Origin of the sequence: Qipengyuania marisflavi (assembly GCF_005884405.1) — a bacterium.
Lineage (GTDB): Bacteria > Pseudomonadota > Alphaproteobacteria > Sphingomonadales > Sphingomonadaceae > Qipengyuania > Qipengyuania marisflavi.
Genome location: NZ_VCAO01000001.1, coordinates 498,799 through 510,943 on the forward strand (window position 1 = coordinate 498,799; position 12,145 = coordinate 510,943).

The window sequence follows — 12,145 nt, forward strand, 5'->3', positions numbered from 1 at the left end:
CCACCAGTGAAGCGCGCAGCCTAACAGTAATTGCCAGTGCTGGCGAGACGCGCGCGGGAATAGCCCGGTTACGAAAGCGAGTATGCGGCGGAGATTTACTTCGCCGCAGCCACGATCTGCGCCCATTGCGCTTCGTCGATCACTTCAATGCCCAGCTCGGCGGCTTTTTTCAGCTTGCTCCCCGCGCCGGGTCCAGCGACCAGCAAATCGGTTTTGGCGCTGACAGTCCCGGCGGCCTTTGCACCCAACCTTTCAGCCTGCGCCTTGGCCTCGTCACGGCTCATAGTTTCCAGCTTGCCGGTGAAGACGACCGTCTTGCCGCTGACCGGGCTGTCACGGGTTTCGACCTCGTAACGCGGCGGCGTGACCTGGCCGAGCAGGTCTTCCCACACGGCGATATTGTGATCTTCATGGAAGAAATCGCCCAGCGCCCCCACCACAGCTGGGCCGATCCCGTCGATGGCAGTGATCTCCGCCGCCGCATCCTCGTCGCCAGCGCGTGCCTTTTCGGCGAGTACGCGTACTGCGGGCAATTCATGAAGATATTTCAGCAAATCGCGTGCTGTCACCACGCCGACATGGCGAATGCCCAGCCCGAACAACAGCCGCGCGGCGTCGGGCGCGCGCTTGACCTCGATGCTTGCCAACAGCTTTTCCACAGACTTGTCCTGCCACCCCTCCAGCGCGAGGATTTCCTCGCGGCGATCCTTGAGGCGAAAGATGTCGGCGGGGCTTTCCAGCCAGCCCAATGCGAAGAACTGGTCGATGGTTTTCTCGCCCAGCCCGTCGATGTCCAACGCGCCGCGGCTGACGAAGTGCTTCAGCCGTTCGGTCCGTTGCGCCGGGCACACCAGCCCGCCGGTGCAACGCACATCGACTTCGCCCTCCTCGGCCACCGCCTCGCTATCGCATTCGGGGCAATGATCGGGGAATTGGAAGGGATCGCGCGGCGCTTCTCGCGTCAGATTTTCCACCAATTGCGGGATCACATCGCCCGCCCGCTGGACCACCACACGGTCACCGGGCCGCACGCCCAGCCGCGCAATTTCATCGCGATTGTGCAGCGTGACATTGGTGACCGTCACCCCGCCGACCAGTACCGGCGCGAGCCTGCCCACCGGGGTCAGCTTGCCCGTCCGGCCAACCTGGATGTCGATGCTCTCCAGCGTTGTTTCCGCCCGCTCGGCAGGGAATTTGTGCGCCAGCGCCCAGCGCGGAGCCTTGGCCACGAAGCCCAGCCTCTCCTGCCAATCGAGCCGGTCAACCTTGTAAACCACGCCATCAATTTCATACGGCAGATCAGGACGCGCCGCGCCGATCCGCTCATACGCGCTGAGCATTTCGCCAACACTGCTCACCTGCGCAAACAGCGGCGAAACCGGGAAGCCCCAGCCGCGCAATTGCTCCACCACCGCGTGCTGCGTATCCCCCGGCACCGCGCTGACCGCGCCCCAGCCATGCGCCCAGAACCGCAGCGGGCGCTGCGCCGTGACGCTGGCATCCTTTTGCCGCAGCGATCCCGCCGCCGCATTGCGCGGATTGGCAAACAGCTTGCCGCCTGCCGCGTCCTGTGCAGCATTGAGTGCGGTAAAGTCCTGTTTCGCCATATAAACCTCGCCGCGCACCTCGAACACTTCGGGCGGCGCTGCGGTGGCCAGTTGCTGAGGAATATCGGCAATATGCTGCACATTGGCGGTGACATCTTCGCCCACCATCCCATCACCGCGCGTCGCTGCGCGGACCAGCCTGCCGCGCTCATAACGCAGCGAACAGGAGAGGCCGTCGATCTTGTCCTCGGCAGTGAACGCCACCGGCGCATCGTCCGCCAGCGCCAGGAAACGCCGCACTCGCGCGACGAATTCGGCGACTTCCTCGGCGGAAAAGGCATTGTCGAGGCTCATCATCCGCACCGCGTGCTGGACCTTGCTGAGCGGTGAGGCGGCGGCGCTATGGCCCACCTTGCTGCTGGGGCTGTCTGGGCGGACCAGCTGCGGAAAGGCAGCTTCCAACTCGGCATTGCGGCGCACCAGCGCATCATATTCCTGGTCAGTAATTACGGGCGCATCGTCGGCGTGATACAGCCGGTCATGCCGCGCAATGTTGCGCGCCAGCCGCATCAGTTCATTGGCGGCCTCTGCCTCGCTCAAACCCGTCATTGCCCGCGCAACACCCTCAGAATAGCAGCCTCGTTGGCGGCATAGACTTCGCTGCCCGGTGTGAGAACCGCGAAATGGCCCGCCCCCGGATTGCTGCGAATTTCAAGCTTTGTGCCACTCGCCCGGATCGCGTCCTGCACATCCTTGGGCGCGGGGGGCAGCACAGCCTGCACAAACAGCAATTCCGCCAGTTGCGGCGGGTGGGTCACCGGCGAAATCGCAGCATGGCGCGCAAAAGTGGCCGCAGGATCACCGCCCATAAATGGCCCGACAGAGGAAAACTCGCACAAAGCATCGAACGCCATCCGCTCGCGTCCCACATCGGCCGGCCCGTCCAGCACAATCGCCGACCGCACGCTCAGCGGCTCACGCGCGCCCAGCGGCCCATCAGCATCCTGCGCCATCGCCAACCACTGCGCCGGCAGCGCACCCGCCGAATGGCCGAGCAAAGTCACCCGCTCCCGGTCAATGGGATATTGCGCCGCAAGCTGCTCGATCAGCCCAGCCGCCGCCTGCCAATCAGCAAAGCTTCCAGGCCACCCGCCGCCATCACCAATTTCACGGTAATCGACATTCAGACTGGCGACCCCCTGCTGCTGCAAATGCGTCGCCAACGGTGCCATATAGGCCTGATTGGCGACGCCCGCCTTCCAGCACCCACCATGAAAAATCACCGCCAGTGGAAACGGCCCCGCACCCCCGGGCACCCGCAGTTCGGCAAACCCACGCGAGGGTTCGGCATAGCGCAGGATCGATGTGGGTTCGCTGGGCGACAGGTGCGTGTCGGTGCCGAACATATCGCCCGTTGCCACCGGAATGTCCGATTGCGATTGCTCAGAATTGCCAGTGGTTGTGGGCATCAAAGGTATGGGTTGCGACACGGCAAAGCGTCACACCCCCTCCAGCAAGCGGTCCGCCTGTGCGCGCGCTTCTGGCGTTACCTCTGCCCCGCTCAGCATCCGGGCGATTTCTTCCTGTCGGCCCGCATCGTCGAGCAGCGCGACGCTGGTCTTGGTGACGGTGCCTTCGGAGCTTTTGGCGATCATGTAGTGCGTGCCCCCGCGTGCGGCGACTTGCGGGCTGTGGGTGACGGCCAGCAATTGCCCGGCGTCGGCCAGCCGCGCCAGACGGTCACCGATGGCGCTGGCGACAGCGCCGCCCACGCCGCGGTCGATCTCGTCAAAGATCACAGTCGCCGCGCCGCCCTGTTCGGCCAGAGCCACCTTGAGCGCGAGAATGAAACGCGACAATTCGCCGCCGCTGGCAATCTTGCCCAGCGGCGCAAAATCCGCGCCGGGATTGGTGGAGATAAGGAATTCTACCCCGTCCATTCCCGCCGCGCCCCAGCGTTCTTCGGGCAAATCGGTGATCGCCGTGCGGAACCGCGCGGTGTCCAGCTTGAGCGGTGCCAGCTCGCGCGCGACTGCCTCATCCAGCTTCTGCGCTGCCGTGACGCGGCCTGCGTGCAATGCCTCGGCAGCGGCGCGGTAGCGTTCGCCCGCATCCTTTGCGGCCGCCTCCAGCGCGTCCAGCTCCGCCTCGCCGCCTTCGATGCTGTCCAGCTCCATGCGGAAATCGCGCATCTTGTCGGGCAGCTCGTCCACTTCGCAGCGATGCTTGCGGGCCAGCGCGCGCAATTCGAACAGCCGCGTTTCTGCGGAATCCAGCGCCTGCGGATCGTGAACCAGCGCCTCTGCCGCAGCGCGCAGCCGGTCCTCCGCCTCGCCGGCTTCGATCACCGCGCGGTCCAGCGCTGCCAACGCTTCGGTCAGCATGGGATGTTCGGGCGCGATGCGGTCGAGCCGCCGGGCGGCGACGCGCAGACTGGCGAGCGGAGAATCGGACCCCTCCCACAGATGCCGCAGCTCCTCCAGATCGCCCGACAGCCGTTCGCCCTTCTGCATCGAGCTGCGCGCCTCGGCCAGCCGCGCTTCCTCGCCCGCTTGCGGTTCGAGTGCGGTCAGTTCGGCAAGATGTGCCAGCAACAGATCCTGATCCAGCTTCGCCTGATCCAGCGCATCGCGCGCTGCAGCCAGCCGACCCTCGACCGCGCGCCACGCGTCCCACGTCTTGGCGACGCGGGCGGTATCGGACCCGGCAAAGCGATCGAGCAATGTGCGATGGCCGCGCGGATTGACCAGTCCGCGATCATCATGCTGGCCGTGCAGTTCGACCAGCCACGCCGCCAATTCGCGCAGCAGCGCCACGCCCGCCGGTTGATCATTGACGAAGGCCTTGCTGCCGCCATCGGCCTTCAGCTGACGGCGCACGATCAGCGGTTCGCCCGGCTCGATCTCGATCCCGGCATCGTCGAGCAATGCGGCGAGCGGCGCTGGCATCGCGGAAAATTCAAAGCTGGCCGCCACGCTGGCCTTGTCCGCACCGGCGCGCACCTGACCGCTGTCGGCGCGATTGCCCAGCACCAGCCCCAGCGCATCGAGCAGGATCGATTTGCCCGCGCCCGTCTCACCCGTAAGCACCCCCAGCCCGCGCCCGAAGGTCAGGTCAAGCGCTTCGATCAGCACGATATTACGGATGGCCAGATGGGTCAGCATGGGCAGAGCGAGTCTCTAGCCGAAGCTGCGCGGCGCGTCACCGCCCCGTGTGCAGGATACGAACAGCCGCTTAGCGGGCGGCCACGGTATCGCCCTGTACATGGGTCGCGCGCCAGGCAGCGGCGATGTCCGCTGGCGTGCCGGGGCGCCCCCACGAAACCATGGCAAAATCGTCAATCGCGACCGGGCGCAATTCGCGTGTGCCATCGGGCCAGACGATGCGCAGCACCGGGCGGAATGGCCGCGTCATGCCCGCTGACTGTTCCTCTCGCGTGAAAGAAAAGGCGACATCCTGCCAGCCATCACCGGCCGCCAATTGCGCCGTGCCCACTGTGACCCCGCGCCAGCGCGCGCTGGGTTTGTCGCCCCGGCGCGGCTGATCCTTGAGCAGCAATTCGGCCCGCGCGGCGCGGGGCAGGCGCAGCCGTGCCGACAATGTGTAATCCCCGGCAGGCACATCGCGGACATAGCCCTGAGTGTAGAACGCCACGAAATCATCCGCCTTGTCCGCGCGCAGCTCGGCGTGGTGCCCCTCGCCCGGAACATAGGCGAAATCCACCGCCGCATTTTGCGCGCCAAAGGCCCGTTCTCGCGCCGTTCCGCTCAGTGCCAGTTCGAAATCGCCGCGTGTGATCACCTCGCGGCCCAACCGTCCAGCCGCCGAACACAGCGGCGCAAAATTGGCGAGCCGGAAGTCCGTTACCGCTGGCTCGCACTTCGCTGCAGGCCCAATTTGCCGCATGGCATTGGGCCGTACCACCGCGTGCCCGCCGCTCATTTCCAGTCTGGTCCCGCGCTCTGCCGACAGCCCGAACAACCGCCGCAGCGACGCTTCTCGCGCGCGGTCGGTCGCTGGAACGGGACGATAATCGACCAGCGCAATGGGCACGATCTCGGCGCGGATAAAGCGCCCCTTCTCCAGCCACGCCTTGACCACATAGCTGACCTGCGTGCGCAGGAATTCCTGATCGAACATGAAATTGCCGATCGAGGGGGCAACCAGTGCGCCGCGATACACCTCAACGCCCATTGTCATGTGCGGGTGATGCCCCAACGCAATCGGTGCGCCATTGTCGATTGCGGCGCGCAGCCGCCCTATGGTCGTGTCGCTTGGCCGGTCGATATATTCCGCACCGCCGTGATATTGGACGATCGGGATCCGGCGATTCTTTTTGGCCGCCAATGTGCTGCGGCGGATCTGCCCGCGCGTGCCCAGCGCCGCACCGCCCTTGTCAGCGGTGGCCGATTGGTGTGCGCCGCCGGAGCCTTCCCAACCGACAAAGCCCAGCATGGCCAGCCGCTGCTTGCCGATATCGACCGGCGCGGCCCGCTCTGCTGACACTTCATCATGTCCGGCACCGGAATAGGCCAGACCTGCGCCCTGAAGTTCGGCCAGCGTCACGGCTACGCCCTGCTCCTGGAAATCATAGACGTGATTGTTACCCAGCGTGACGTAGTCCACTCCGGCCCGCACCAAAGCGGCGGCGAGCGCCGGGGTGGAGGTGAATGCGATCTTCTTGCCCGGCAGCATCGGTCCCGGCGGTTCATGCGACAACACCGTTTCCAGATTGATCGAGGCGAGGTCGGCGCTTTCGATATAGGGCTTCATCAGCGCCAGCAGCCGGTCGAGATCGGTCGCGGCGGTTTCGGGATGCAGCAGGACATGACCGCCATCGGTCGGCGCGAAATACCGCCGCCCTGCCATCGCGTCGCCGCCAAAGAACAGTTCGATCCGGCCCTTCTTGCGCGCCACCAGCTCAATTGCGGGAATGGCGAGGCATTGGCATGCCGCTGCGTAAACCTCGGCAGTGCCAAAAGTCTGGACCATGCGGAAGATCGCCGCACCGTCTATGGCGATCCGGTACGATGCCGCGCGCGCAATGTCCGCCTGGAAATGTCCGTTGCGCGACAGTGTCGCCTGCGTGCCGTTTACAGTAACTGTGATACCCGACAGATCGACCCGGTCACGGCGGGCGTCGAGCGCTCCGGCCAAGCGCACCTGCCCCGGCTCCAGCTGCTCACCGCCGACCAGCGCGTCATCCGTATGCGCGGCAAGCGGCATCGCGCCGATAGCGGCAAGCAGCAGCGCACCTGCGGTAGCGGCACGGGCAAGAATTGTCGGAAACACACGCATCGGCCATGCTTATTGCATTGATGCGGGAAAAAACGGTTAACCGCCACTCGAAGACGCTCGACGGCGGCGGGATTTGCCCACGACGAGCATCCTGTGCAGATTTGCCGCTTCCAGAAAATCCCGCGCGCCCTAACCAAGTCTTCAAACATTGGGTAGTAGGTGGCGCATTGATGAGAATACTCACACGCCTTTACAAATTGGTGCGCCCGCACGTGCCCGCGCATATTCGCGACGAGTTTGCGATTGTCGCAGCCGATCTTTTGCGCGCGCAGGGGCGGCTGATGTTCTTCGGTTTCCTGGTGTCAATTCCCGTGGGTATCGCTGCGGCGAGCGAGAATGCCGGGCCGTTTATCGGCGTTGGCCTGCCGCTGTTGCTGGCGGCTATTTGCGTGGTGGGGCTTGGAATTACCCTGCGCGATTCTACGCCGCACGAAAAACTTGCATCATCGCAATCGCTGCTGACCAAGACCTGGATCTGGTGCAGTATCTTATCGGTCATGGCGACGACCTGGGCCATCGCAAGCTGGGCAACAGCACCAGCCGAAACGCGCATCTATTACCCGCTGATCATGATCGTCGGGGCGCTGACAATGGGATATTGCCTCGCCAGCATTCGCCACGCCGCGCTGTGCGCGCTGTTCCTGATGATCGTGCCGCTGGCCATCATGCTGTTTTCCACCGGCGACAGGATGGATGCCGCAGCGGGCACGGCCTTTCTGATTGCAGGTGTGTTCCAGCTGTTCATGCTGGACCGCCATCACGCGCTGCTGGTCGAATTGCTGGAGCACAAGGCGGAGGCGCGCACGCTGTCGCGGCTTGATCCGCTGACCGGGCTGCTCAACCGGCGCGCCTTTCTGGACGATGGCTATGTGATGGGCGCGCAGGGCGATGCCATGCGCCTGATGCTGGTCGACATCGACAATTTCAAAGCGGTCAATGACCGTTACGGGCATGACAAGGGTGACGAGGTGCTCCGCCGGGTTGCGCAGCTGATGCTCAGCCATGCGCGCGGCGATGTTGCCGTGGCGCGGATCGGCGGCGAGGAATTCGCGCTGCTCGGCAGCAAGGCGCAGCTTGATGCAGCGGTGGCGCTGCAATTGGTCGAGGAAGTGCGCAGCACCGCCATGCCACATGGCGATGTGCTGACGGTCAGCGTGGGCGTGGCCGAGGGCAGCATTACTGACGAACCAAGCTGGCGCCGGGTTTATGAGACGGCTGACCGGGCGCTCTATGTCGCCAAACGCGAAGGCCGCGATCAGGTTCAGACCGGGCAGTGCCCGCCGCTGGAAGACGCTGCGCAAGTCACTGGCGACGCGAAAAGCACATCACGCGCCGCCTGAGCAGTAATATCGGTTAAAGTTGGCCCACACCGCTGCCGCAGCAGGTGTCCCGGCTTAGCTGGCAGTGACGCCCGCAGCGTGCTTGCCAACCAGTTTAAACGCCTTTTCGTACCATTCATTACCCGGATAATTGGCACCCAGCACGGCGGTATATTTCACCGCTTCTTCAGGGATGCCCAGCGCCAGGCTGGTTTCGGTCAAGCGATAGAGCGCCTCTGCCGTGTGGCCAGTGGTCTGGAAATTATCGACCACGTTCTGGAAACGGATCTGCGCCGCGATCCATTTGCCCGACCGCTGGTAATACCGGCCGATTTCCATTTCCTTGCCAGCCAGATGGTCTTGCACAAGGTCGATCTTGAGCCGCGCATCGGCAGCATATTCAGTGGTCGGAAAGCGGCGCACCACTTCGTTCAAAGCGGTCTGCGCCTGTTCGGTCACCTTTTGGTCACGCTGCACATCGCTAATCTGCTCGTAATAACTCAGGCCGATCAGATAATAGGCGTAAGGCGCGTCCTTATTGCCCGGATGGATCGACAGGAAACGCTGCGACGCCTGGATCGCCTTGTTGTAGTCCTTGGCCACATAATAGCTGAAGCTGCTCATCAGCTGCGCGCGGCGCGCCCATGGCGAATAGGGGTGCTGACGCTCCACCTCATCAAACAGCGCTGCAGCCAATGCAGGCTGCCCGCGATCGAGCCGGCGGCGCGCTTCGCTATAAAGCGATTCGACATCGCGCGCGACATAGGCGGTGTCCTTCGGACCCCCGCCGCGCCCGGCACAGCCGGAGGTGAGAAGAGTGGCGGCAGCAAGAGCGGTGCCGAGGACAAGCCTGGTGGGGCGGCGTGCGGATGTCGTCATGGGGCTAGCCTATAGCCAGCGCCCTGCTGAACGCCAAGTGAAGTTGTTGCAGACATCCCCATTGCTGACGCGACAGGGCGTTAAAATCGCTGCTTATGGTAAATTTGGATTTACCGCCTTCACCGCAAACTTGGTAACCGGGTCGCGTTAATCTACATTCATGACGGTACAGGACACCGCACAAACGGGACATTTACGGCATTTTTCGGCACGCTGAAACGCGATGAAAGCGGGGCGACCGCGATCGAATACGGACTTAACGTCGCGCTGATAGCAGTGGCCATAATTGCCGCGTTGCAGGCGCTGGACACCGAGTTTTCGTCCACACTGACCAAAGCCGATTCCGCAATGGACGGGGCCGCCACGGCAGCCTGATCGCCGCAATCGCCTTTTTTGCGACTCAACCGCCAGGCGTCATCGCCTCCGGCGCCGCCCACAGCAAATGCCGGTTGTCCAGCAGCACCAGATTGTTGCTGCGAATGATCTCGCCCTTGGTTTTATAGCCCAGCAACTGATCAGCCAGCGTATCGGGGTTGGAAATCATCACTCTGATTTCCTCCGAAGTGAAATCGCTCAGTCCGCGCGCCAGCTCCACCCCATCGCAATCATACAGATGCAGCACGTCCCCGCGGGTGAAGTCACCGTCCATCGACACAACATCTTCGCGCATCAGCGACCGCTTGCCGCCTGCCAGCGCAGCGGCTACCTTACCCGAAATCTCCAGACTGCCCGCCATCTGCAGACGGTTGGCGATCCAGCTGTCCTTGCCCGATAGCGGGTTGGGATGCGGCAGGCATTTGGTACAGCGCCGCTCGCCATTCAACACGCTGGACAATGGACGGTCGGCCTCGCCATTGGCGATATAGGTCGTGCAGCCCGCCTCCTGCGCCATATTGGCGGCTTTCAGCTTGGTGGTCATGCCGCCCGAACCCAGCGCGCTCATGCCGATAGTCGCCTCCATATAGACCGACACATCTTCGACCTCTTCGACCAGCACCGCCCCCGGTTCATCGGGGTTGCGATCATACAGGCCATCGACGCAGGTCAAGATGATCAGATCATTGGCCCCGATCATCTGCGCGACCTTGGCCGCCAGCCGGTCATTATCACCGACGCGGATTTCCTCGGTCGTGATCGAATCGTTTTCGTTGACGATCGGAACCACGCCCGCCTCCAGCAGCCGGTGGACCGTATTGCGGGTGTTGAGGAAGCGGCGATGATGTTCAAAATCGCCCAGCGTCAACAGGACCTGTGCGATCTCGAAACCATATTCGTGCCCCACCTGTTTATAGGCGTTGAGCAGCAGCGGCATGCCGCAGGCGGCGGCGGCCTGCTTATCACTGACGCCTGCGCTTTCGGGCGTTTCGCCAACGATCCGCAGCCCCAATGCCACCGCGCCTGACGAACACAGAATCACATTGTAGCCCTGACTGCGCAGCCGCGTGACATCTTCCAGCAGCCGCTGGATAAAGCCGAACCGCGGCGTCAACAGATCGGCATTGGCCAGCAAGGCTGAGCCAATTTTGACGACAATGCTGCGGGCTTCGGTTTCGGTATCCAAAATGCTGTCCTTGAAAAATGTCTCCTGATCTATAGGTAGGGATTGTGCAGCGCACAACCGGGCTGATTGAAAGAATTGGAATGCGCGGCGCTTAATCGCATATGGATTGTGGATAGCGAAAAATCCTAAGCCTCAATACAATTTGGCAAATCTTTAATCGATTTTCCTAAGGCTTTTGCAATTTCATAAGTCTTTCCATGCCGGTTTAAACAAGCAATTCATCGTGTATCTTACCAAAGGACTTCCATGACCACCGAGACGCTAGACCCGCAGCTTCATATTGACGAACTCGGATCCCGCGCCCGCGCCGCTGCGCGCCGTCTGCTGTCCGCCACCACCGATGCCAAGAACACTGCGCTGCGCGAAGCCGCCGTGGCACTGCGCAAGGCCACGCCCGCCATTCTGGAAGCCAATGCCGCCGATGTTGCCAGTGTTGCAGGCAGCAAGCCCGAAAGCTTTATCGATCGCCTGCGGCTGACCGAAGACCGCATCGAAGGCATGGCCGCCGCGCTGGAACAGATTGCCGAGCTGCCAGACCCCGTGGGCCGCGAACTGGCGCGGTTTGAACGGCCCAATGGCCTGCTGATAGAGCGTGTCGCCGTGCCCATCGGGGTGATCGGCATGATTTACGAATCGCGCCCCAATGTCGGCGCCGATGCCAGCGCGCTGTGCCTGAAATCGGGCAATGCGATCATCCTGCGCGGCGGTTCGGAAAGCCGCCATTCCACGCGTGAGATTGTCGCCTGTATGCGCGCCGGGCTGAAAGCTGCCGGCCTGCCCGAAGATGCGGTGCAGACCGTCCAGACCACCGACCGCGCCGCCGTCGCCGCTTTGCTGCAGGCGGTCGAACATGTCGATTTGGTCATCCCGCGCGGCGGGCGCGGACTGGTCGAGCTGGTGCGCGATTCTGCCAAGGTCCCCACGCTTCTCCACCTTGACGGCAATTGCCACAGCTATGTCCACCAAGCCGCCGACATCGCCAAGGCCGTCGCCATCATTCGCAACGCCAAGCTGCGCCGGACCGGCGTGTGCGGCGCGACTGAGAGCATCGTCATCGACCGCGCAATTGCCGCAGAGGTTGTCCCCCTGCTCGCCGAAGCCATGACGCCCGATTGCGAGCTTCGCGGCGATGCCGAGGCCTGCGCGCTTGACCAGCGCCTGGTCCCAGCCACCGAGGCGGACTGGAACACCGAATATCTCGACCCCATCGCCTCGGTAAAGATCGTCGCCGGGCTGGAGGATGCCATCGCCTGGGTGGAGCAGCACTCCTCGCACCACACCGATGCCATCCTGACGCAGGACGACGCCGCCGCACGCGCCTTTATGACTGCAATCGACAGCGCGATTGTCATGCACAACGCCTCCACCCAGTTTGCTGACGGCGGCGAATTTGGCATGGGCGCAGAAATCGGCATCGCCACCGGCAAGATGCACGCGCGCGGCCCGGTTGGGCTGGAACAGCTCACCAGCTTCAAATATCTGGTTCACGGCAGCGGGCAAATCCGCCCCTGAACCCTGCGATTATAACAAGCGGGCGGTCA

The 12,145-nt window shown here is 63.3% G+C and carries 9 protein-coding genes; 3 read left to right on the plus strand and 6 right to left on the minus strand.

Features of this window, described 5'->3' with window-relative positions:
- Positions 1–95: 95 nt before the first annotated feature.
- From ligA to FEV51_RS02475, 4 genes are all read right to left on the minus strand, one after another.
- A complete protein-coding gene (ligA, locus tag FEV51_RS02460; protein WP_138615637.1) occupies positions 96–2,156 on the minus strand; it encodes an NAD-dependent DNA ligase LigA in 2,061 nt (686 codons plus the stop codon).
- Entirely contained in the window at positions 2,153–3,016 is an 864-nt protein-coding gene (locus FEV51_RS02465) for an alpha/beta hydrolase family protein (RefSeq protein WP_138615638.1), read from the minus strand. Before FEV51_RS02465 ends, ligA begins: the two co-directional genes overlap by 4 nt.
- 30 nt (positions 3,017–3,046) lie before the next feature.
- Positions 3,047–4,711 (minus strand): DNA repair protein RecN, encoded by a 1,665-nt coding sequence (recN, locus tag FEV51_RS02470; RefSeq protein ID WP_138615639.1) that lies wholly within the window; start codon positions 4,709–4,711, stop codon positions 3,047–3,049.
- A 70-nt stretch (positions 4,712–4,781) separates the two neighbouring features.
- On the minus strand, positions 4,782–6,845 hold the full coding sequence (locus tag FEV51_RS02475; protein WP_138615640.1) for a CapA family protein: 2,064 nt from the start codon (positions 6,843–6,845) through the stop codon (positions 4,782–4,784).
- Positions 6,846–7,015: 170 nt separating this feature from the next.
- Between FEV51_RS02475 and FEV51_RS02480 the strand changes: the two genes are divergently transcribed.
- Positions 7,016–8,185, plus strand: coding sequence for a GGDEF domain-containing protein (locus FEV51_RS02480; protein WP_171033011.1), 1,170 nt, complete (start codon positions 7,016–7,018; stop codon positions 8,183–8,185).
- A gap of 54 nt (positions 8,186–8,239) precedes the next feature.
- Here the strand turns inward: FEV51_RS02480 and FEV51_RS02485 are convergent, their stop codons facing one another.
- The gene (locus FEV51_RS02485; protein WP_138615642.1) at positions 8,240–9,043 is read right to left on the minus strand and encodes an outer membrane protein assembly factor BamD; all 804 of its coding nucleotides are present in this window, start codon (positions 9,041–9,043) and stop codon (positions 8,240–8,242) included.
- A gap of 276 nt (positions 9,044–9,319) precedes the next feature.
- Here FEV51_RS02485 and FEV51_RS13450 point away from each other — a divergent pair, with 276 nt between their 5' ends.
- The gene (locus FEV51_RS13450; RefSeq protein WP_425466586.1) at positions 9,320–9,418 is read left to right on the plus strand and encodes a hypothetical protein; all 99 of its coding nucleotides are present in this window, start codon (positions 9,320–9,322) and stop codon (positions 9,416–9,418) included.
- A 25-nt stretch (positions 9,419–9,443) separates the two neighbouring features.
- Here FEV51_RS13450 and proB read toward each other — a convergent pair whose 3' ends face one another.
- Complete coding sequence (gene proB, locus FEV51_RS02495) at positions 9,444–10,604, minus strand: glutamate 5-kinase (protein ID WP_171033012.1); 1,161 nt, start codon at positions 10,602–10,604, stop codon at positions 9,444–9,446.
- A gap of 246 nt (positions 10,605–10,850) precedes the next feature.
- Between proB and FEV51_RS02500 the strand changes: the two genes are divergently transcribed.
- The gene (locus tag FEV51_RS02500) at positions 10,851–12,116 is read left to right on the plus strand and encodes a glutamate-5-semialdehyde dehydrogenase (protein WP_138615643.1); all 1,266 of its coding nucleotides are present in this window, start codon (positions 10,851–10,853) and stop codon (positions 12,114–12,116) included.
- Positions 12,117–12,145: the final 29 nt, after the last annotated feature.